Origin of the sequence: Vibrio sp. B1-2 (assembly GCF_963888445.1) — a bacterium.
Taxonomy (GTDB): domain Bacteria; phylum Pseudomonadota; class Gammaproteobacteria; order Enterobacterales; family Vibrionaceae; genus Vibrio; species Vibrio anguillarum.
Genome location: NZ_CAWPJH010000007.1, coordinates 54,244 through 77,153 on the forward strand (window position 1 = coordinate 54,244; position 22,910 = coordinate 77,153).

19 protein-coding genes are annotated in these 22,910 nt (G+C 44.9%); 15 read left to right on the forward strand and 4 right to left on the reverse strand.

The features are described from left to right. Positions 1–152: 152 nt before the first annotated feature. The 3 genes from AACQ75_RS03725 (at position 153) to hldE (ending at position 5,876) form a co-directional block, all read left to right on the forward strand. Positions 153–1,409 (forward strand): methyl-accepting chemotaxis protein, encoded by a 1,257-nt coding sequence (locus tag AACQ75_RS03725; RefSeq protein WP_013856051.1) that lies wholly within the window; start codon positions 153–155, stop codon positions 1,407–1,409. A gap of 126 nt (positions 1,410–1,535) precedes the next feature. Continuing rightward, positions 1,536–4,382 carry a bifunctional [glutamate--ammonia ligase]-adenylyl-L-tyrosine phosphorylase/[glutamate--ammonia-ligase] adenylyltransferase gene (glnE, locus tag AACQ75_RS03730; protein WP_170889532.1) on the forward strand — a complete coding sequence of 949 codons (2,847 nt, stop codon included), beginning with the start codon at positions 1,536–1,538 and terminating at the stop codon, positions 4,380–4,382. A 63-nt stretch (positions 4,383–4,445) separates the two neighbouring features. After that, positions 4,446–5,876, forward strand: a complete 1,431-nt coding sequence (gene hldE, locus AACQ75_RS03735; RefSeq protein ID WP_013856054.1) for a bifunctional D-glycero-beta-D-manno-heptose-7-phosphate kinase/D-glycero-beta-D-manno-heptose 1-phosphate adenylyltransferase HldE — start codon at positions 4,446–4,448, stop codon at positions 5,874–5,876. Positions 5,877–5,961: 85 nt separating this feature from the next. Here the strand turns inward: hldE and tolC are convergent, their stop codons facing one another. Further along, complete coding sequence (tolC, locus tag AACQ75_RS03740; protein ID WP_017046499.1) at positions 5,962–7,269, reverse strand: outer membrane channel protein TolC; 1,308 nt, start codon at positions 7,267–7,269, stop codon at positions 5,962–5,964. A gap of 234 nt (positions 7,270–7,503) precedes the next feature. Here tolC and nudF point away from each other — a divergent pair, with 234 nt between their 5' ends. From nudF to parC, 6 genes are all read left to right on the forward strand, one after another. Further along, complete coding sequence (nudF, locus tag AACQ75_RS03745; RefSeq protein WP_064625881.1) at positions 7,504–8,133, forward strand: ADP-ribose diphosphatase; 630 nt, start codon at positions 7,504–7,506, stop codon at positions 8,131–8,133. Next, entirely contained in the window at positions 8,121–8,555 is a 435-nt protein-coding gene (locus AACQ75_RS03750) for a DUF1249 family protein (protein ID WP_017042669.1), read from the forward strand. The genes nudF and AACQ75_RS03750 overlap by 13 nt, the downstream gene beginning before the upstream one ends. Positions 8,556–8,602: 47 nt before the next feature. After that, complete coding sequence (gene cpdA, locus AACQ75_RS03755; protein WP_047691538.1) at positions 8,603–9,424, forward strand: 3',5'-cyclic-AMP phosphodiesterase; 822 nt, start codon at positions 8,603–8,605, stop codon at positions 9,422–9,424. Further along, a complete protein-coding gene (gene yqiA, locus AACQ75_RS03760) occupies positions 9,414–10,010 on the forward strand; it encodes an esterase YqiA (RefSeq protein ID WP_013856059.1) in 597 nt (198 codons plus the stop codon). Before cpdA ends, yqiA begins: the two co-directional genes overlap by 11 nt. A gap of 211 nt (positions 10,011–10,221) precedes the next feature. After that, positions 10,222–12,105 (forward strand): DNA topoisomerase IV subunit B, encoded by a 1,884-nt coding sequence (gene parE / locus AACQ75_RS03765; RefSeq protein WP_017042666.1) that lies wholly within the window; start codon positions 10,222–10,224, stop codon positions 12,103–12,105. Continuing rightward, positions 12,106–14,382 carry a DNA topoisomerase IV subunit A gene (parC, locus tag AACQ75_RS03770; RefSeq protein ID WP_017046502.1) on the forward strand — a complete coding sequence of 759 codons (2,277 nt, stop codon included), beginning with the start codon at positions 12,106–12,108 and terminating at the stop codon, positions 14,380–14,382. It abuts the gene before it with no gap. A gap of 77 nt (positions 14,383–14,459) precedes the next feature. Here the strand turns inward: parC and degS are convergent, their stop codons facing one another. From degS to zapG, 3 genes are all read right to left on the reverse strand, one after another. Further along, entirely contained in the window at positions 14,460–15,524 is a 1,065-nt protein-coding gene (degS, locus tag AACQ75_RS03775) for an outer membrane-stress sensor serine endopeptidase DegS (protein ID WP_026027947.1), read from the reverse strand. A 142-nt stretch (positions 15,525–15,666) separates the two neighbouring features. Beyond that, positions 15,667–17,031, reverse strand: coding sequence for a Do family serine endopeptidase (locus AACQ75_RS03780; RefSeq protein WP_026027948.1), 1,365 nt, complete (start codon positions 17,029–17,031; stop codon positions 15,667–15,669). A gap of 116 nt (positions 17,032–17,147) precedes the next feature. Continuing rightward, a complete protein-coding gene (gene zapG, locus AACQ75_RS03785) occupies positions 17,148–17,591 on the reverse strand; it encodes a Z-ring associated protein ZapG (RefSeq protein WP_013856064.1) in 444 nt (147 codons plus the stop codon). 144 nt (positions 17,592–17,735) lie between these two features. Between zapG and zapE the strand changes: the two genes are divergently transcribed. The 6 genes from zapE (at position 17,736) to AACQ75_RS03815 (ending at position 22,838) form a co-directional block, all read left to right on the forward strand. Continuing rightward, positions 17,736–18,842, forward strand: coding sequence for a cell division protein ZapE (zapE, locus tag AACQ75_RS03790; RefSeq protein ID WP_013856065.1), 1,107 nt, complete (start codon positions 17,736–17,738; stop codon positions 18,840–18,842). A 237-nt stretch (positions 18,843–19,079) separates the two neighbouring features. Then, complete coding sequence (rplM, locus tag AACQ75_RS03795; protein WP_013856066.1) at positions 19,080–19,508, forward strand: 50S ribosomal protein L13; 429 nt, start codon at positions 19,080–19,082, stop codon at positions 19,506–19,508. Between the two features lie 15 nt (positions 19,509–19,523). Further along, positions 19,524–19,916, forward strand: a complete 393-nt coding sequence (gene rpsI / locus AACQ75_RS03800) for a 30S ribosomal protein S9 (RefSeq protein WP_010318040.1) — start codon at positions 19,524–19,526, stop codon at positions 19,914–19,916. Positions 19,917–20,242: 326 nt separating this feature from the next. Further along, the gene (gene petA, locus AACQ75_RS03805; RefSeq protein WP_010318038.1) at positions 20,243–20,839 is read left to right on the forward strand and encodes a ubiquinol-cytochrome c reductase iron-sulfur subunit; all 597 of its coding nucleotides are present in this window, start codon (positions 20,243–20,245) and stop codon (positions 20,837–20,839) included. After that, complete coding sequence (locus tag AACQ75_RS03810; RefSeq protein WP_017046505.1) at positions 20,839–22,104, forward strand: cytochrome b; 1,266 nt, start codon at positions 20,839–20,841, stop codon at positions 22,102–22,104. The genes petA and AACQ75_RS03810 overlap by 1 nt, the downstream gene beginning before the upstream one ends. Then, complete coding sequence (locus AACQ75_RS03815; RefSeq protein ID WP_017046506.1) at positions 22,101–22,838, forward strand: cytochrome c1; 738 nt, start codon at positions 22,101–22,103, stop codon at positions 22,836–22,838. Before AACQ75_RS03810 ends, AACQ75_RS03815 begins: the two co-directional genes overlap by 4 nt. The last annotated feature ends 72 nt before the right edge of the window (positions 22,839–22,910 follow it).

Consider the following 22,910-nt stretch of genomic DNA (forward strand, 5'->3'; position numbering starts at 1 on the left):
AGTGAGTGGATCAGCAACAATAAACACATTGGATTTGTCTCATCTTTGATATCATCTTTTTTCATACGAAGCTCAAAATAAATAGCTTTTTAGTTTTTGAGTTTGCTTACTTACCGAAATTTCAACATATAAGACATAGTGGAGAACTGACAATGGCAACAATGGCATTTAAGCCATGGGAACGTTTGATTACCGATATTCGTCTCGTTCCTAAAATGGTTATGCTGATGGTGTTTAGTACAGTATTGATCATCGCAAAGCAGCTTTGGGATGCTCGTACTTTTTACGAATCACTGCTTGCAGCAACTCAGAATACCGAAATCGCTCAGCAACACTATGATGCTTATTTGACTCAAGTAGTATGGCAAACGGCATTCATGATCATCGTTTTTGTTGTGCTTTTACTCGCCGCAGCGAAAGTCATGCTACGCCAAACACAATATTTAAGTGATTCAATTAAGTTGATGGCAAGTCGTGATCTTTCCACACCGATTAATATGGAATGTAAAGATGAGTACGGCGACGTTGCGCGAGAGCTTGAGAAAACCCGCCGCCAGTTGCAAGACGTCATTAAGATGCAAGTGGATGCCTCACAAGAGCTTTCGTCACTTACCGAAGTCATGACCATCAGCATGTCAGAAACCAAAGATTCGGCTCAAGAAGAGTTTAACGAAATTGACCAATTGGCCACCGCCATGAGTGAAATGACATCCACGGTGCAAACGGTCGCAGAGCATGCACAAAATGCATCAGCACTAACCGAGCAAGCGTCAGGTCAAGCAGAAACTGGTCAGCGTTTTGTTAAAGGCACCATCACTAAGATGAGTGAGCTATCGAAGGATATCGCGGCATCAGCGCAAGCCGTCAACCAAGTTGAAGAACGAGTGGTTGCGATTGGCAGTGTTGTTGGAACCATCCAAAGTATTTCCGAACAAACCAACCTACTCGCGCTCAATGCAGCTATTGAAGCGGCTCGGGCTGGTGAAGCTGGGCGTGGTTTTGCGGTGGTAGCCGATGAAGTGCGTAACTTAGCGCAGCGCACCCAAAAAGCGACGATTGAGATCCAGGAGATGATTTCTCAATTACAAAATAGTGCCAATTCAGCTGTTGATTTAATGGAAAAAAGTGTAGTTGAAGCGGCTGAAGGAGTTGAGCTGGTTACGAATGCGGGCACTGAATTAGATGGTATTGTGAATCAAGTGCAACGGATCAATGACATGAATATCCAAATCGCAACGGCCGCTGGCCAGCAAACTAGCGTGGCTCAGGAAATGGACCAAAATCTAACCAATGTGAGGGAGCTCGTTGAAGCTTCAGTAACGGTGGTTGGTGAGTTGCTTGAAACATCAGAGATCATGCAAAGCAACGCCGAAGAGTTAGATCGGAAAATCACGATGTTCAAAGTCTAACTCTGTAGAAATTCGATCCTTTAATCAACGCCCACAATTCTTGTTGTTGGGCGTTTTTTATTGATATAAGTTTGCTATAAATAGCCTTCTAGCGACTGCATTGGTCTCAATTCACAAGGATGTCTCATGTTACTGCCTTCATCACTTCACGCTTTTGCGCACACAACCTATCAACATTTGCTAGAGCAACAACCGAGCATTGCACAGTGGTCCGAGCCATTGAAAAAACAGCTGTTGTATGTGGTCGGGATGAGCCAGTTTATCAATGAAGCATTATTGCGAGATGAATGGTTGTGTATGCAATTACCAGAAATGTTGGCGGGAGAGTCAAGGCTAGAGCATTACCGAGACGATCTCGCTATACAGCTAGAAGAGTGCAAAGATGAAATGTCAGGGCATCGTATTTTGCGTCAGTTTCGTAACCGTGAAATGGTGTACATCGCTTGGCGAGATTTCACCGCCAGTTGGACGTTAGAAGAGAGCCTTGCACATCTTTCAGCACTGGCGGAAGCACTCATTTTTGAGACTTACCAGTGGCAGTACGCTGTTTGCTGCTTCGAGTGGGGAACGCCAACTAACGACCAAGGTGAAGCACAACCTATGCTGATCATCGGTATGGGCAAGTTAGGTGGCGGTGAGTTGAACTTCTCGTCGGATATCGACCTCATCTTTACTTATCCTGAAAACGGTGAAACACAAGGCGCTCGCCGCAGCATCGCGAATGCGCAATTTTTTACCCGTTTAGGCCAGCGAATCATTAAAGCGTTGGATCAACATACCTTTGACGGTTTTTGCTACCGAGTTGATATGCGTTTGCGTCCTTTTGGTGAAAGTGGCCCACTGGTGATGAGCTATGCGGCGCTCGAAGATTATTACCAAGAGCAAGGGCGTGATTGGGAGCGTTATGCGATGATCAAAGCTCGAGTAATGGGGCGGGAAATGTATTCGCAGTACCAAGAGTTGCGTCAAATGCTGCGACCATTTGTGTTCCGCCGCTACATCGATTTTAGCGCCATTCAATCTCTGCGCCGTATGAAATCGATGATCAGCAGCGAAGTGAGACGTCGAGGGCTGCATAACAACATCAAATTAGGCGCAGGCGGGATCCGCGAAATTGAATTCATCGCACAAGTATTTCAGTTAATTCGTGGTGGACGAGAACCCAGTTTACGTCAGCGTGGACTATTAGAAACACTGGTTGCAATAGAAGAACTTGCCCTGCTCAAACCGCAAGAAGTGGCCGATTTACGACAAGCTTATCTGTTTTTACGTCGCCTTGAAAACCTATTGCAAGCGATGGCCGACAAGCAGACGCAAACCTTGCCAGACAATGAACTGGATCAACTTCGCTTAGCCGTTGCAATGCAATGCACTGACTGGGTAACGCTGCTTCACGAAACGCATCAACACATGACCAAAGTACATCAAGTATTTGCAACTCTGATTGGCGATGATGAAGAAGAAGATGACCAGTGCGTTGCTAAACATTTTCACGAGCTGTGGGATATGGCGCACAAGCCAGATGTGCTTGAAACGATTTTTCAACAAGAGCTTACCTGTGATGATCCTGCCGGCATGGTGCATGTATTGATCCAATTTAAAGAGGATTTGGCGAAAAAAACGCTGGGCCCACGCGGACGAGATGTATTAAACCGGTTGATGCCAAAACTGTTCCAAGCGATTTTCATTCACCCAGATGCGCAGTTTGGCTTACCTCGTGTGCTGCATTTGATGTACAAAATTGTGACTCGAACCACTTACCTTGAGCTGCTAGATGAACACCCTGCGGCATTGACGCAACTGGTGCGTTTATGCACCGCAAGCCCGATGATTTCGGAACAGCTTAGTCGTTACCCTATTTTACTCGATGAACTTATCGACCCGCAGCATCTCTATAATCCAATGGAGTTGTCCGCTTATAAAACTGAACTGCGTGATTTTCTTGCTCGTATTCCCGAAGAGGATATGGAGCAGCAAATGGAAGGATTACGCCAATTTAAGCAGATCTGCATTTTGCGTATTGCTGCTGCTGATATTGCCGGTGCGTTGCCTGTGATGAAAGTGAGCGATCACTTAACTTACCTTGCTGAAGCCATCGTTGAAGCGGTGATCAACCAAGCTTGGCAGCAAGTCAGTGCAAAATACGGCCAACCCACTCATTTAAAAGAGAGGGATGGTAAAGGGTTTGCAGTTGTTGGTTATGGCAAAGTGGGGGGCTGGGAGTTGGGCTACAATTCCGATCTTGATATCGTGTTTCTCCATGACTGCCCAGTGGATTGTTACACTGATGGCGCAAAAGAGATTGATGGCCGTCAGTTTTATTTGCGCTTAGCCCAGCGCGTGATCCACATTTTTGCTACTCGTACCGCTTCTGGTATTTTGTATGAAGTTGATACTCGTTTGCGCCCGTCTGGAGCGTCCGGTTTGTTAGTTAGCCCCGCTGAAGCGTTTGATGAATACCAGCGCAATGAAGCGTGGACGTGGGAACACCAAGCCTTAGTTCGAGCTCGAATGATTTATGGTGATGAGCCACTGCAACAGGCTTTCCATCGCACCCGCCATGAGATTTTGTCATTGGCAAGAGATGAAACCAAGCTCAAGCATGATGTAGTCGCGATGCGGATAAAAATGCGCGATCATTTGGGGGGGAAGAAAAGTGGCCGCTTTATGCTTAAACAAGATGCTGGTGGCATCACTGATATTGAGTTTTTAGCTCAATATCTAGTGCTGCGTTTTAGCCATGAAAAGCCAAAATTGACGTTTTGGTCAGACAACGTACGCATTTTTGAGTCACTACTGAACCAAGGTGTGATGGACAAAGAACAAGCGCAGGCTCTCACCGATGCCTATACTTCGATGCGCAATCAGATCCATCATCGAAACTTGCTTAACTTGGATGCGGATGTTGACGAAAGTAAGTTTGTTGACCTGCGAAAACGAGTCACAAACGCTTGGCAGCAGTGGCTAGGTTGAGTGTTTTAGAGACTCAATGAGCTGTGTTACACTCAGCGCAATAACAAAAATTGGAGATCCACAATGAAACCAATCCTACCTGACTACAATGATGCAGGTGTATTGATTATTGGCGATGTGATGCTTGATCGCTACTGGTATGGTCCAACCGGTCGCATCTCACCAGAAGCCCCCGTTCCTGTAGTAAAAGTAGAGAATAGCGAAGAACGTCCAGGTGGCGCGGCAAACGTTGCAATGAACATTGCTTCGCTGGGCGGCCATGCGCACATTGTTGGTTTAACTGGCGTGGATGAGCCAGCGAAGGTTCTGACTGAAACGTTAACAGCGTTGAAAGTGAGTTGTGATTTTGTTGCTCTGCCAAATTATCCAACCATTACAAAATTACGCGTGCTAAGCCGAGGCCAGCAACTGATCCGTTTGGATTTCGAAGATAAGTTTGAGAACACCGATCCAGAACTGATTTTATCTCGCATGGAGCTGGCGTTACCGAAAGTGAAAGCGGTGATCTTGTCCGATTACGCCAAAGGCGCACTAGAGCATGTGCAGCAATTGATCCAAAAAGCACGTGCAGCCAACGTTCCCGTTTTTATCGATCCTAAAGGAGCCGATTTCGAACGTTATCGTGGCGCAACATTGCTCACACCGAACATGTCTGAATTTGAACAGGTCGTAGGCAAAGTAAAAACAGAGCAAGAGCTAGTAGAAAAAGGCTTTGCCTTGATTGAACAGTTTGATCTTGGCGCACTGTTGGTGACTCGCAGCGAACACGGCATGACACTATTACAGCGCAACCAGAAGCCATTCCATTTACCGACGTTAGCCAAAGAAGTGTATGACGTAACGGGCGCGGGAGATACGGTGATTTCAGTGCTGGCGGCATCAGTTGCGGCAGGTAAACCACTTGATGAAGCGTGCGCATTGGCCAATGCAGCGGCGGGTGTTGTGGTTGGGAAATTGGGCACTTCAACCGTTTCAACCATTGAACTAGCGGAAGCGGTTCATGGTAGCAAAGATACTGATTATGGTGTCATCAGTGAACAAGCTTTAATTGATGCGGTAAAAGTGGCTCAAGCTCAGGGCGAAAAGGTGGTAATGACCAATGGTTGCTTTGATATTTTGCATGCAGGACATGTTTCTTATCTTAACCACGCAGCCAAATTGGGCGATCGCCTGATTGTCGCGGTCAACACGGATGAGTCGGTTAAGCGTTTGAAAGGCCCAGGTCGCCCAGTCAATACAACGGATCGCCGCATGGCGGTACTGGCTGCTTTAGGCGCTGTTGATTGGGTGGTTCCTTTTTCTGAAGATACGCCACAGCGTTTGATTGCGGCTGTACTACCTAACTTACTGGTGAAAGGGGGTGACTATAAACCTGAAGATATCGCCGGTGGTGAAGAAGTGATTGCGGCGGGTGGAGAAGTTAAAGTGTTGAACTTTGAAGATGGTTGCTCAACCACAGAAATTATTGAAGCAATTAAAGGCGGCAGAGGCTAACATCGCGCCGTATCCTTTGGCATTTTGTATAAAATGAGCCAATCGCTACAAAAAAGCCGCTGAATTGTCAGCGGCTTTTACTTTTTTAGCTGTCTGCTTTTAAGCCAGCGTTGATATCTAAAATATCTTGCTCGCTCAATGTGCCTACCGCTTGACGCAATTGCAGTACGCTCAGTACATAGTCATAACGTGCGTTAGAGAGATTTTTATTCGCATCGTAGAGACGGCGCGTTGAATCAAGCACATCAACAATAGTTCGCGTACCGACATCAAACCCTGCTTCGGTCGCTTCCAGTGCTGATTTCGCTGAAATAACTGACTGCTCATAAGCACGTAAAGCGCCAATAGAGGCATTGATGTTGTTGTTAAATGCGCGTACATCTTTCACAACGCTGCGATACGTTTTTTCTAAATCTTGGCTTGCAGCAACGTACGCAAATTCAGCTTGTTTGGTTTGCGAAGTGGTTTTTCCGCCAGTGTACAATGGCACCGCAAGGTTAATACCGACATTAAAATCGTTATAATCGCCTTTAGAGCCGCTGTTATTATTACTTTCATCGCCGTACTTGTAGCCGCCATCAAGAGTCAGTGAGGGTAAGTGCCCTGAACTTGCTAATGAAATATTATCTTTCGCGACATCTTGAGCAATACGAGCGGTCAGCAAAGAGAGATTTTTCTGTTGGGCCTCTTCAAGCAGAGCATCAATCGGCTGTGTTGTTTTGCTGGCTGAAAAACGATTCGTATCCAACACACTTAAATCAGAATGTTCTTGGCCGGTAATTTCACGCAAGGTTTCATAACTATTAGTGAGGCTATTTTTTGCCAAAACTTCATCAGCAAGCACGCCATCGTATTGCGCTTGTGCGTCATGCACGTCAGTAATTGCAGAAAGACCGACTTCAAAACGTTGTTTCGTTTGCTCTAATTGACGAGCCACTGCCGCTTTTTCTGCACGGACAAATGCCAAGTTATCTTTGGCGCGAAGCACTTCAAAATAGGCTTGTGCAACGCGTAAAATCAGACCTTGCTGGGTGGCCGCATAGGCAGAATCCGCTTTGCGTGCATTCTTTTCTGCCGTGTCTAAAGAAACCCAACTTGAACGTTGATAAAGCTGCTGAGAGAAACTGATGCCTGCTGTGAGCTTATCACTTTCGCGTGCATCAATATCACTGCGGTTGATATTGTAACCAGCGGTCAGGTTGATTTGTGGTAACAGATCGCCACGGCTAGATGTGACCGCTTCAAATGCAGCATCACGTTGAGCAGCAGAGCTCAGTAACTGAGGATCATTTTCTTTGGCTTGATTATAGATTTCAGTAAGAGTATCCGCCCATACTGAAGAACTCAGGCTGCCTAATGCTGCGCTGATGAATAGTGGAAGCAGTTTTTTCATTGGTCCTATTCCCTGCCTTAATATGTAAGAAGGTTACTTTTAAGGAGTTTAACTTAAATTGGTGGTAATTCACTCGAAACTTTGCACTTTTTTACACATAACTGTCCATCTGTGCAATAAAAATCGATGCTCGTTTAAAAATAAATATAAAATTTATATAAAAAGTTGAGCAATATCCTTGGTGATGGATGAATTCCATGATTAAACTATGAGATTCACTGAGCGAGGTTTCAAATGCAGCAGTCTGACAAACGGTACAACATTTTTACGCCCCAAGATGTGGACGTCATTTCAAAAGAAACACTGTTCCAAGGTTTTTTCCGCATGGTGAAATACCGCTTTAAACACAAGTTGTTTGAAGGTGGATGGAGTGAGGAGATTGAAAGAGAAATGTTTGAAAGAGGTCATGCTGCGGCTATGCTTCCTTATGATCCTGCGCGTGATGAAGTCGTGATTATAGAGCAAATTCGAGTTGGAGCACTAGAGCACGCCCATCCTTGGCAACTGGAGATTGTTGCTGGAGTCATCGACCCTAATGAAACGTCCGAGCAGGTTATTCGTCGAGAGGCGATGGAAGAGGCGGGAATTGAAGTGAACCGAATCGAAAAAATTAGCTCTTATTATCCATCATCTGGGGGATGCTCTGAATTACTTGACGTCTTTGTTGGTGAAATCGATGCAACGCAAGCTAAAGGCGTACATGGGCTGGACTATGAAGGTGAAGACATCAACGTTCATGTCATGAGCCGTGAAGAGGCTTACCGCTTAGTGAAAAATGGCCAAATTGAGAATGGTGCCTCAATTATCGCTTTACAATGGTTAGAGCTAAACTATCAACAGTTACAATTGCAATGGCAGAATTAGCATTGAAAAAACCGTATCACGTTGATTTATCGGAATTAATGCGTGTGTACGAAACTAACTACGCGAAATTGAACGCTTTGTTACCAAGTCAGCCGAGCGTGGGTGACTTACGCTGTTATCAGGCTGCTCAAATGACCTATCAATTACAAGTGCTAGAGGTCACAAAGTACACAACTTTAGTGGAGATTTGTCAGAGTGATGACGTTTCAGTATTTCCATTACCGTCGATGTCTGTCAGGCTTTACCACGATGCACGTGTTTCCGAAGTGTGTGCAAGTGCGCGGATAAATCAGATCAAAGCTCGCTATGATTACCCGAATGAACAAATGATGCAAAAAGATGAGAAAGCGCAAATCAATCGCTTTTTAGGCGATTGGCTTACTTTCTGTTTAAAGCACGGGATTAGCCGAGCTCCAATTTAGTCTTCGTCATAGATGAAAATTAGTCATTCAATTTGGATTAATAAATTTTGAACGTGTCGCCAACTCTAGACAATTCAGACAGCATCAAGCTGCTACAAATTACCGATACGCATCTGTTTGCGCCGGATGATGGCAGCCTGTTGAGTGTTAATACGGTAGATAGCTTTCATGCTGTTGTGGCAGAGATCTGCGCGCAAAGTGTTGAATTTGATGCAATTCTAGCCACGGGCGACATCTCGCAAGATCATAGTGCTGAGTCTTATCTTCGTTTCTCTCGTGGTATTTCTTCATTAGAAAAAACTTGTTTTTGGCTTCCCGGTAATCACGACTTTAAACCCAATATGGGCGCCGTATTCCCGTCAGAGCAGATTCAACAGTCGGAGCATGTATTACTCGGTGAACACTGGCAGATGGTGATGCTCGATTCTCAAGTGGTGGGCGTACCGCACGGACGGCTGAGCGATCAACAATTGGCTTTACTTGACGAAAAATTATCGACGCACCATCAGCGACACACCTTGATTGTGCTGCATCATCATCCTCTATTGGTGGGGAGCGCCTGGCTCGATCAACATAGCCTTAAAGACAGCGATGCTTTTTGGAATATCGTCACGCAACATCGCAATGTGAAAGCCGTCCTGTGTGGTCATGTTCATCAAAATATGGATAAACTCCACCACGGTGTCCGAGTGATGGCCACTCCCTCGACCTGTGTACAATTTAAGCCCAATTCAGATGATTTTGCTTTGGATCGCACTTCCCCAGGATGGCGTGAATTGACGCTATCTGCTGATGGTCAAATAGAAACTCAAGTCAAACGTTTAGCTAACGGCGCATTCCAACCGGATTTTAACGCTAATGGATACTGAGATGCCTACTCGTCAACCTATGCTGCTTTATATTCACGGCTTTAATAGCTCGCCGCTGTCGCACAAAGCACAAGTGATGGTGAAGTATTGCCAAATGCAGCGTCCTGATATCAAAGTGATGGTGCCTAAGTTACCCAGTTTTCCCGCGCAAGCTGCGGAATATCTACTTGATCTTATTCATCAACATCAAGATCAATATCGTATTGCGCTGGTGGGGAGTTCATTAGGCGGGTATTTGTCTATTTGGTTAAACCATTTGTTTGGTTTTCGTGCCGTGGTTATAAACCCAGCAATCAAACCGTATGAATTATTGGTCAATTTTTTAGGCGAACAAGTCAACCCCTACACGCAAGAGCACTATCGGCTAGAGGCGAAACATATTGAAGAGCTCAAAGCATTAGAGGTTAAAATTAATGACGTCACGTCATTTTGGTTGTTGCAACAAATGGGTGATGAAGTCTTAGATTACCGTCAAGCCGTCGCTAAATTGGCGGGAGCAAAACAGACGGTTGAATTTGGCGGCGATCATAGTTTTGTGAACTTTGAGCGATATCCGCGACAAATCATCGAATTCCTAGATCTCTGACCGATTCATTGAGGGGGGAGTCATAATTTTACCTGTAACTTACTTATCTCGCTTGACATAAGCAAGGCTCTTCCAGACTATGTTCTATCTATACTTTTGCAGTTTGTAATGCTGAAAAATCAGCGTTGTTGTCGTTAATTAATCACAAGTACATCATTGATAAACTGCCGAAAAAGTAACGAATCATTTATCTATAAAAGCATTCCGTATTATGACTGAACAATATAATGCTGGGGCCATTGAAGTTCTTAATGGCTTAGAACCAGTACGTCGCCGACCTGGGATGTATACGGACACCGCGCGACCTAACCATTTAGGCCAAGAAGTTATCGATAACAGTGTCGATGAAGCGCTAGCCGGATATGCCTCCAAGGTACAAGTTATTCTCCACGCAGATCAATCACTTGAAGTGATCGATGATGGGCGTGGTATGCCTGTTGATATTCACCCTGAAGAGAAAATATCAGGCGTTGAGCTTATCTTCTGTAAATTGCATGCGGGTGGTAAGTTTTCAAACAAAAGCTACCAGTTCTCCGGTGGTTTACATGGGGTAGGTATTTCCGTAGTGAATGCCCTATCCAAGCGTGTGGAAGTGACCGTTCGCCGTGATGGGCAAATCTATGAAATGGCGTTTGAGCACGGTAATAAAGTCGAGGAATTGACGGTAACTGGTACCTGTGGTCGTCGTAATAAAGGGACGAGTGTCCACTTTTGGCCCGATACCAGCTACTTTGATTCGCCTAACTTTTCAGTGACTCGCCTAATCAATAATTTGCGCGCTAAAGCGGTACTTTGCCCGGGGCTCGAGATCACCTTTAGTGATAAGGTTAACAATCTTGAGCACCGTTGGTACTACGAAGACGGCCTAAAAGATTATCTCGCAGAAGGCGTAAAGGGTTACACCTTATTGCCCGAAGAGCCATTTACGGGTGAGTTTGTCGCTGAAACTGAAGCGGCCAACTGGGCAGTGATTTGGCTACCTGAAGGTGGTGAGATGATCACTGAAAGCTATGTTAACTTAATCCCTACCGCACAAGGTGGTACGCACGTTAACGGCTTACGCCAAGGGTTGCTCGATGCGATGCGTGAATTCTGTGAATTCCGCAACCTGTTGCCGCGTGGCGTTAAGTTAACTGGTGAAGATGTCTTTGACCGCTGTTCTTATGTGTTGTCGGTTAAGATGCAAGACCCACAGTTTGCAGGGCAAACCAAAGAGCGCCTTTCTTCACGTCAAACCGCGGCTTTTGTTTCAGGTGTAATAAAAGACTCCTTTAGTTTATGGCTGAATGAAAAACCACAACTCGCTGAATTACTTGCCGAAGTGTGCATAGCCAATGCGCATCGCCGCATGCGAGCCAGCAAAAAAGTGGTACGGAAAAAAATCGCATCAGGCCCCGCGCTCCCCGGTAAATTGACCGACTGTTCAGTGCAAGACCTGAGCCGCACGGAAATCTTCTTTGTCGAAGGGGATTCAGCAGGCGGCAGTGCTAAGCAAGCGCGCGATCGTGAATTTCAAGCGGTTATGCCACTGCGTGGGAAAATTTTAAATACGTGGGAAGTCTCGGCAGACCAAGTGCTGGCTTCACAAGAAGTGCATGATATTTCTGTTGCGCTTGGGATTGATCCTGATAACGACGATCTCGATGGATTGCGTTACGGTAAAATCTGTATTCTCGCAGATGCGGACTCTGATGGTTTACATATTGCCACCTTGCTCTGTGCCTTATTTACCAAACATTTCCGAGCATTAGTCAAAGCGGGTCATATTTTTGTTGCGATGCCTCCTTTGTATCGGATCGACTGCGGCAAAGAGGTCTTTTATGCACTCGATGATGCTGAAAAAGAGGGCATTTTAGAGCGACTTAGCCAGAAAAAAGCCAAAATCAACGTCCAGCGATTTAAAGGTTTGGGTGAAATGAATCCGCTTCAATTGCGTGAAACAACGATGGATCCAAACACGCGCCGCTTGGTGCAACTGACCATTGATGATGCTGAAGCAACGGATGAGATGATGGACATGTTGCTAGGTAAAAAGCGTGCAGATGACCGCCGCGCATGGTTGCAACGTTATGGCGATATGGCAGAGGTGCAATAAATGTCAACTGAAATAACCTTTGATGGTGTTGAGAAACTGCCGCTGCGTAAGTTCACTGAAGACGCCTATCTCAATTATTCGATGTACGTCATCATGGACCGCGCACTGCCTTATATTGGCGATGGTTTAAAACCGGTACAGCGACGTATTATTTATGCGATGTCGGAGCTTGGACTCTCGGCGTCAGCCAAGTACAAAAAATCAGCGCGTACCGTTGGTGACGTGCTCGGTAAATACCACCCGCACGGTGATTCGGCCTGTTATGAAGCGATGGTATTAATGGCACAACCCTTTTCTTACCGCTATCCACTGGTGGATGGTCAAGGTAACTGGGGTGCTCCGGACGATCCAAAATCCTTCGCGGCGATGCGTTATACCGAAGCGAAACTGTCTAAATTCGCTGAAGTTTTACTGGGTGAGCTTGGACAAGGCAACGTTGATTGGCAGCCTAACTTTGATGGCACAATGCAAGAACCACAAATGCTGCCGGCGCGTTTACCTCATATTTTGCTCAATGGCGTCACGGGAATTGCGGTGGGCATGGCGACCGATATCCCGCCACACAATGTGCGTGAAATTGCCGATGCGACGATTCACCTGATCGATAACCCGGAAGCGCAACTGCATGATGTGATGCAGTACGTGCAAGGGCCAGATTATCCGACCGAAGCGGAAATTATTTCACCCAGAATTGAAATTGAGAAAATATATCGCTCAGGTCGCGGCAGTATCAAAATGCGCGCGGTTTGGCATAAAGAGGGTAGTGATGTTGTGATCACAGCATTACCTCATCAAGTCTCAGGCGCTAAATTGCTCGAACAAATCGCTAACCAAATGCGCGCGAAGAAATTGCCAATGGTTGAAGATTTACGCGATGAATCGGATCATGAGAACCCTACGCGTATTGTTATTGTGCCGCGTTCTAACCGCGTAGATTGTGACTTGTTGATGAGCCACTTGTTCGCATCAACCGATCTAGAGAAAAGCTTCCGTGTTAACTTGAACATGATTGGCTTAAACAATCGTCCTGAAGTGAAAGGTTTAGTGACCATTCTTTCTGAGTGGATTGAGTTTCGTCGCACCACGGTTCGCCGCCGCTTACAGTACCGTCTTGATAAAGTCATGGCGCGTTTGCACATCTTGGAAGGTTTGCTCATTGCTTATCTGAATATTGATGAAGTGATTGAAATCATTCGTACTGAAGATGAACCTAAAGCGGTACTGATGGCCCGTTTTGGTATTAGTGCTATTCAAGCCGATGCGATTTTAGATACCAAACTTCGCCACTTAGCCAAACTTGAAGAGATGAAGATTCGTGGTGAGCAAGATGAGCTTGCCAAAGAGCGCGAAAAATTAGAGCAGTTGCTTGGTTCTGAGCGTCGCTTGAACACATTGTTGAAGAAAGAGATCAAAGCGGATGCTGAGAAGTACGGTGATGATCGCCGTTCACCACTGATTGAGCGAGCTGAATCTAAAGCGTTGACTGAGCGTGACCTTGTGCCAAGTGAAGCGATCACCGTTGTGCTTTCGGAAAAAGGCTGGGTACGTCATGCCAAAGGGCATGATGTGGATTGCCAAAGTTTGAGCTACAAATCCGGCGACCAGTATTTGGCTCATGCTTGTGGTAAGAGCAATCAACAGGTCGTATTCTTGGGTAGCGATGGTCGAAGTTATTCGCTTGAAGCTCACTCGCTACCTTCGGCGCGCAGCCAAGGTGAACCGATTACGGGTCGTCTCAACATCACAGAGGGCTCGTCTATTCGCCAAGTAGTGATGGGGGAAGAGGAGCAACTCTGGTTAGTGGGCTCTGATGCCGGTTATGGTTTTGTGTGTAAAGGTGGTGAACTGCTGTCGAAAAACCGTAGTGGTAAAGCCTTAGTTAATTTGCCTGAGAACTCAGAGGTAATGACGCCGCAGGCCATCGGTAATTTGGAGTCTGATGACATTTTAGCGATCACGAATCAGGGCCGAATGTTGCTATTCCCAATCAAAGATTTACCACAGCTAACCAAAGGCAAAGGCAACAAAATAATCAATATTCCTGCGGCTAAGTCCAAAGAGCGTGAAGAGTTTGTGTCACACTTAATCTCCTTGCCTCAAGGAGCGGCTATTACGCTCTATGCCGGCAAACGCAAACTTGGTTTAAAAGCCAGCGATCTAGAAAACTTCCGTGGTGAGCGTGGACGTCGAGGTAGCTTACTGCCGAGAGGGTTACAACGTGTTACTGCGATTGAGATTGAATCAGAACTTAGTGATTCAGATCTTGAGCAAGAGTAAAAGTCTATAAATAAAAGCCCCCTTCGTGAGTTGGGGGCTTTTTTATGTCTCTTTGTTTTGTTTTTGGTGGCTTAGTTTTATTCGCGTAGGTCTTCAACAATTGTCACGGGAAGTGTCATCTCTTCACCCTTACGTAAGATGAGCACATCGACAACGGTACCTGGGCGCAAGTCAGTGACAATTTCCATCACACTCTTGCGACCATTAATTTTTTTACCGCCAATTTTTAGAATAATGTCCCGCTCTTTAAAACCAGCCGTTTCCGCAGGGCCATTGGGGTCAATGCCCAACACAACTATGCCGCCAATATGTTCACTGCCAAGTAGGCGAGATGTTACTGGAGTAATATCTTGCCCATCAATACCGATATAGCCGCGAATCACGCGTCCATCAGCAATGATTTTTTCCATAATGGTATTGGCTAATTTGTAAGGAATCGCGAATGATATACCATCGGTTTTCATTTCAGTTGCTTGTTGAAACGAAGCCGTGTTAATACCGACGAGCTCTCCTTGAGTGTTGACCAAAGCTCCACCTGAATTGCCTTCATTAATGGCCGCATCAGTTTGGATGAAAGCTTGACGTCCATCGGTACTGACTGATGAACGTTCAGTGGCAGAAATGATACCAAAAGTAGTGGTTTGTCCAAGGTTGTATGGATTGCCAATGGCCAGTACCACATCGCCAACTTTCACCGAGTAATTGGGATTTTGTGGAATAACGGGAAGGTTCGTTCCTTCGATTCGCAAAATTGCGATATCCGTGCGTCGATCTTTGCCTACTAATTGCGCTGCTGCGAGACGGCCATCTTGTAAGGCCGCTACGATTTGGTCGGCTTGGGCTACTACGTGATAGTTAGTAATGATGTACCCTTTCTCGCTCACAATTACACCAGAGCCTAACCCTTGAATCGACAGTTTACTGCGATCGCTTTCGGTGTATTTTTGGTTGTAAATATTGACTACAGCAGGTGCGGCGCGGCGAACGGCTTGGTTAAACGAAATTTGCAAAGAGAGCGCATTGGGAGACTCTTCGGCCGCGATTTGCGGGAGAACATTTGAACGTAGCGAGGGAACCGCTAGTAAAATAACAATAGCAGCGAGAAGCCCAAGCCCCACTGAACGAAGTAAAAAGTTAAGCATATCTTCCCCAAACAAAACCCGCTATATACTCAGCTTATTTTACACCTGAGCTTGAGAGAGGAAGAATAGCACTACATGATTGAATAAGAAAAGGGCAGCATTTAAATGCTGCCCTGATCACTCGACAAGCGATTCTCACTAATTAGCGAATAACCAAGTAAATAGTTCTATCACCTCGTTGGATATTCAGCGCAAGTATGCTCGGCTTTTTCTCCAAAATTTCGCGTAATTGTGCGAGGTTTTTCACTCGTTGGCGGTTAACACCAATGATGATGTCCTCTTTTTGTAGTTGATACGCTTCTGCCGCTGACCCTTTCTCTATAGCAGTCACTTTAACGCCAGCGATTGGGTCTTGATCCGTCGTATTGGTCAGTGCCGCACCAGTCAACCCCGAGTGCAGTTGCTCTGCTTTAGTTGTGGTGTTGTTTTCACTCAAGGTTACGTCGAAGGTTTTGCTTTTACCATCGCGGATAACATCGATTGTGATTTTTTTACCTGCACCTAATGTTGCCACTTTGGCTCTTAATTCATTGAAGGTAGAAACGTTTTTTCCATTAATAGCTGTGATGACATCACCCGCTTTGATCCCTGCTTTATCGGCGGCGCTATCTTTAATAACTTGGCTAACAAACGCCCCTTTACTTGACTCATAGCCTAGCGCTTCAGCCAGTTCAGAGGTTATTTCACCCCCTTGAACACCGAGCACGCCACGTTTTACCTCACCAAATTCTAAGATCTGTTCGGTCAAGTTTTTCATCATATTTGATGGTATTGCAAAACCTATCCCAACGTTGCCACCATTCGGCCCAAGAATCGCGGTATTAATCCCAATCAATTCACCATTGAGATTGACTAAGGCACCACCAGAGTTGCCACTGTTAATCGCGGCATCGGTCTGAATAAAGTTCTCAAAGTTTTCAAGATTAAGTCCACTTCGTCCTAGCGCAGAAACAATGCCGGAAGTCACCGTTTGACCAAGACCAAACGGGTTCCCGATCGCGACCGTGAAATCACCTACACGCAGTTTGTCTGAATCCGCGATACGAATTTGGGTTAAATTTTTTGCTTTTTTTAGTTTGATCAGCGCGACATCGGACATTTTATCGCCACCGACGAGCTCCGCATCGTATTCTCGGCCGTCGTATAGTTTGACGCGAATCTTATCAGCGCCATCGATGACGTGATAATTAGTCACAACATAACCTTTGTCTGCGTCAGTAATGACACCAGAGCCTAATGCTCTAAATGGCCGCTCTTGCGATTGGTCGATTGGGAAGTCAGGACCAAAGAAAAATCGAAACTGCTCGGGTAAACGTTGATGGGAGACTTGAGTTCCCTCAACTGAGATACTCACAACCGCCGGGGTCACTTGCTCTAGCATCGGTGCTAAGCTCGGCAATGGCTCACCACTGACAGAAAAGGGTAGCGCTGCCATTGCGGGTAGTGGGGTGATGATTGAACTTAAACTTAACGATAGAGCGGTTAAAAGAAGTAAAGGTTTTTTCATCATAAGCTCCTTTGGAATAACTGTGTTCGAAGTTTAATATTTGTACGAAAGACAAAACTTCAACACTCTCGTGAGGTTTATGACTCAAAAACCTTTATAAAGTTCATGAATTCAGATTAAACGGCTTTCACCTTAACCACGTCTGCAGAATGAATGATCTCTTTTTTAGGGGTATTAAAAAGCCCTGTTGCGCCATTGGCATAATCTTTCGGTGGCTGTTCCAAAATGTCATCGTTGCTTTTATCTGTATCATTATGCAGAGCGATTTTTTTGATAAATGGGTTATCTTGCTCTGGCATATTCGGCAGAATTTCAGACGATGTTTTGGCCATGTGTTGATACAGTTTTGTATAATCTTTACCTAGTGTATCGAGTATTTCTGCCGCTTGAGCAAAATGATCCGACAATTCTTGGCGTTGTTGTTCCAAACTAAATTTCGCGTTATCTAATTCTTTTTGTAGAGACTTTTGGTTTTTATATTGAGGCGTAGTCAATCGTGAAATGACCATTCCCAACACAGCCCCTACTAGCAAGCCTACAATGGCATATATCCAAGGCATAACAGCTCCTTATTGTTGTTATTTAACATGTTTTTTACCTGTTGGTTACACACGTCGCTTGGACATGTTACTATGACTGCTCTAGCCAATAAAGCGAAATACACGAAATAGCAGTTTCCATTTTCTTTAGTGCAGTAGGCGGTCATGACACCAAAACAGCGATATGAACACGATGTAAAAAAACTCGGTTTTCAACGAGACTCTGCTCAAGAAAGCGCCGTCGATGCGCTGGATTTACTCTACCATCAGTTTCAGGATTATCTTAACCAACCAGTTAAGCCCTCCGCGGTTTGGACCAAATGGCTTGGTCGTCAACCTGAACAGCCTAACTTACCTAAAGGGCTCTATTTTTGGGGCGGTGTCGGGCGAGGAAAAACCTATCTAATGGATACGTTTTTTGAAGCTCTGCCAACCACTCGCAAAATGCGAGTGCATTTCCACCGTTTTATGTACCGAGTTCATGATGAGTTGAAGGCGCTGGCTGGAGTTGAAGAGCCCTTAGAAAAGGTTGCCGATATTTTAAAGTCTGAAACGGAAATTATCTGTTTTGATGAATTTTTTGTATCAGATATTACCGATGCGATGATTTTGGGCACCTTGTTTCAAGCACTGTTTAAGCGCGGCATTATCTTAGTGGCGACATCGAATATTCCACCGCACGACTTATACCGCAACGGCTTGCAGCGAGCACGCTTTCTCCCTGCAATTGCTTTGATTGAATCACACTGTCATGTGTTGAACGTCGATAGTGGCATTGATTATCGCTTAAGAACATTAGAGCAAGCGGAAATTTACCACTATCCATTGGATGAAGCAGCAAGCCACAATTTACAACATTACTATCGGCAATTGGTTGGTGACGAGAAAAAAGAAGCACGCAGTGAGATTGAAATCAATCATCGCACCCTCTCTGTTGTAAAGGCTAGTGATGGTATTTTACATGCGACATTTGAACAGTTATGCCAAACGGCGAGAAGCCAAAACGATTACATTGAGTTGTCCAAAATTTACCATACAGTACTGCTGGCTGATGTGAAGCAAATGGATCGCGCCATCGATGATGCAGCGCGGCGTTTTATTGCGTTGATTGATGAATTTTACGAACGACATGTAAAAGTAATTATCTCCGCCGAAGTGGCGCTGGACGATCTGTATCTGCATGGGCAACTTGAGTTTGAATTCAAACGTTGTCAGTCGCGGTTAATTGAAATGCAAAGTCATGAGTATTTATCAAGGGAACATCTGGCCTAGCTCAATCCGAACACTTTTAAAGCAAAATAAAAAATTCGTGATTTTGTTCAAAAAGAGGTGATTTTTTCTACTGACTTCCCTATAATCCTGCGACCCACCGTTACTGCAGGCCTGTTTCTGTGAAACGAGAGGCCGAGAGAAACCAAACGCTCGAAGGGGCAACTTTGGACTCTTAGACAGTGGGGGCATTTTAATGCTCCTTTTAGTGTAAATTTTATTTAACGGGTTATTATTAGCATGAAAACTTTCGTTGCTAAACCAGAAACTGTAAAACGCGACTGGTATATCGTAGACGCTGAGGGTAAAACTCTAGGTCGTCTAGCAAGTGAAATTGCATCTCGCCTACGTGGCAAACATAAAGCTGAATACACTCCTCACGTAGACACTGGTGATTACATCATCGTTGTAAACGCTGAGAAAGTTACTGTAACTGGTAACAAAGCAGCAGCTAAAACTTACTACCGTCACACTGAATTTCCAGGCGGCTTAAAATCAATCACTTTCGACAAGCTGATTATTCGTAAGCCAGAGATGGTTATTGAGCTAGCGGTTAAAGGTATGCTACCACGTGGTCCTCTAGGCCGTGCTATGTACCGTAAGCTGAAAGTTTACGCTGGCGCTGAGCACAACCATGCTGCTCAACAACCAAAAGTACTAGACATCTAATTGGGGATTTCGAAAATGGCAGAGAATCAATACTACGGCACTGGCCGTCGCAAAAGCTCAGCTGCACGCGTTTTTATTAAACCAGGCAGCGGCAACATTGTAATCAACAAGCGTAGCCTTGATGTTTACTTTGGTCGTCCAACTTCTCGCATGGTTGTTAAACAACCTCTTGAGCTAGTTGAACTAACTGAGAAACTAGATCTATACATCACTGTTAAAGGTGGTGGTATTTCTGGTCAAGCTGGTGCTATCCGTCACGGTATCACTCGCGCTCTAATGGAATACGACGAATCACTACGTCCTGTTCTACGTGCAGCTGGCTACGTTACTCGCGACGCTCGTTGCGTTGAACGTAAGAAAGTTGGTCTGCGTAAAGCACGTCGTAAACCACAATTCTCTAAGCGTTAATCTTTTTTCAAAAGATTCGCTTCCAGTGTTACTGGATTGTGGTTCAAAAGCCCGGTATTTATACCGGGCTTTTTGTTTTTTGGTGTTAGCAAACACTCATTTTTTTAATCACATCATTTGGTTGTTGCTCTTTAATCTTCCTTTTGTGACCTCACGTGCGATTTACTTCACGAATGTTACGAAAAGGTAGCTTTATCTTGTCAAAAAGTAGGGTTTTATTTATGATTTGCCATCAAATAAATACAACTAGATTCGTATTTTGTTAGCCATGCTCTTGATAAGCGGAATAATAATAATCCACAGGGAGCAAATGGGAGAATGTTTGGATGAGCAATGCGCCTTTAAATAACGGTCGCAGACGTTTCTTAACCGCGACAACAGCCGTTGTCGGAGGGTTAGGAGCCGCTGCTGTCGCCGTTCCTTTTATTAAATCTTGGAACCCAAGTGCCAAAGCCAAAGCGGCTGGAGCCCCCGTTGAAGTTGAAATCGGTAAACTTGAAGAGGGGCAAATGGTTCGTGTTGAGTGGCGAGGAAAACCTGTTTGGGTTGTTCGTCGTTCTCAATCAGTGGTCGATGGGCTAAAAGATATCGAAAACCAACTTCGAGATCCTCAATCGGATGAGCAGCAGCAGCCTAATTATGCGCAAAATGCTTACCGATCGATTAAACCTGAATATTTCGTTGCTGTGGGTATTTGTACTCACCTTGGCTGTTCACCTACTTATTTGCCTGATTCTTTTAGTGAACAAGTTCAAGGGGTTAAATCTGGTTTTTTCTGTCCTTGCCATGGTTCGAAATTTGATATGGCGGGTCGAGTTTTTCAAGGTGTTCCGGCACCACTAAACTTGGTTATCCCTCAATATATGTATCTTAGCGATACTCGTATTGTCATAGGATTAGATGAGACCGGGGAGGCTGCATAATGCAAGTTTTACTTGATTGGGTAGAAAAGCGTTTACCTGCAATGAACGCTTACAAAAAACACCTATCTGAATATCCAATGCCGAAAAACTTTAACTTTTGGTATTTGTTTGGATCGTTAGCCATGTTGGTTCTTGTTAACCAACTGCTCACTGGCGTGTGGCTAACCATGAACTATGTGCCATCAGGTGAAGGGGCTTTTGCATCTGTTGAATACATAATGCGTGATGTTGAGTATGGTTGGTTACTGCGCTATATGCACTCCACTGGCGCTTCAGCTTTCTTTGTGGTGATTTATCTACATATGTTCCGTGGCTTAATTTACGGCTCCTATCAGAAGCCTCGTGAGCTGCTATGGCTATTTGGCATGCTGATCTTCTTAGTGTTGATGGCCGAAGCCTTTATGGGATACTTGCTACCATGGGGACAAATGTCCTATTGGGGAGCGCAAGTTATTATCTCTTTGTTCGGTGCAATCCCCGTTATCGGCGATGATTTAACTCTATGGATACGTGGTGACTACGTTATTTCAGGTGCCACTCTGAACCGTTTCTTTGCACTGCATGTGATTGCTTTACCTATTGTTTTATTGTTGCTAATTGTTCTCCATATATTAGCACTGCATGAAGTCGGCTCTAATAACCCTGACGGTATCGAAACCAAAGTACCAAAAGGGTCGATGGGCGATGATTATAAAACGCAGTTTAAATTTCACGACTACTACACCAAGAAATACGACATCATTGATTCGATTCCATTCCATCCTTACGGGACAGTGAAAGATCTTATTGGTGTAGCCGGTTTCTTAATCCTGTTCTGTTATGTGTTGTTCTTTAACCCAGAGATGGGGGGCTACTTCCTTGAGCCGCCTAACTTTGAAGCGGCAAACCCACTAAAAACGCCAGCACACATCGCACCTGTTTGGTATTTCACGCCTTTCTATGCAATTTTACGTGCTGTTCCTGATAAGTTAATTGGTGTGGCTGCGATGGGTGCATCGATTGTGGTGTTGTTCTTATTGCCATGGCTGGATCGTTGTAAGGTTCGTTCTTACCGTTATCGTAGTAAGTTCCACTTAATCAATATTATTCAGTTCACTATCTGCTTTATTGCGTTAGGTGTTTTAGGTGCGTTACCTGCGACAGCCACTTACACAATGCTTGCACGTATATTTAGCGTTGGTTACTTCATGTTCTTTGTTTTGTTGTTCTTCTACAGCAAAAATGAAGCAACGAAACCATTACCAGAGAGGGTGACATTTAAATGAAAAAGTGGATTGTAATTTTGTTTGCAATGCTTCCATCTCTTGCTTTGGCAGCTGGCGCAAATGTACATTTAGATAAAGCAAATAATGATTTAACAGATCAAGCATCACTGCAGCATGGTGCAAAGCTATTCATGAACTACTGTTTTGGTTGCCACTCAACTCAGTACCAGCGTTATGAGCGTGTAGCGAATGATTTGAATATTCCCTCGGATTTGATGAAAGAGAATTTGATCTTTGATCCGAATGCCAAAATTGGTCAACTGATGGAGAATGCGATTCCAGATAAGTCGGCAGCGAAATGGTTTGGTGCACCGCCACCAGATTTAACGCTTGTGGCTCGTGTTCGAGGAACAGATTGGTTGTATACTTACCTTCGCTCATTTTATGCCGATCCTAGCCGGCCCTTTGGCGTAAACAACATCGTATTCCCAAGTGTCGGTATGCCCCATGTGCTTGAAGAGCTACAAGGGATCCCACAACCAGTTTATGGTACTCATCTTGTCAATGGCGAGGAAGTCAAGGCTGTTATTGGTGCCGAGTCTGATGGAACGGGTGAGCTGAGCCAAAGTGAGTATGATCAAGCGGTCCGTGACATTGTTAACTTCCTTGAATATTCAGCAGAACCAGTCAAGCTTGAACGTCAAACTTTAGGTTGGTGGGTAATGGCATTCCTTGTGCTATTTACTATCGTGGTCGTTCTATTGAAGAAAGAATATTGGCGTGATGTGCATTAATTGTGCTACCATGCGGCGTTAATTTCTAATTTTTAGAATCTTCAATGGAGGCTTGGCCTCCATTGTTTTTAT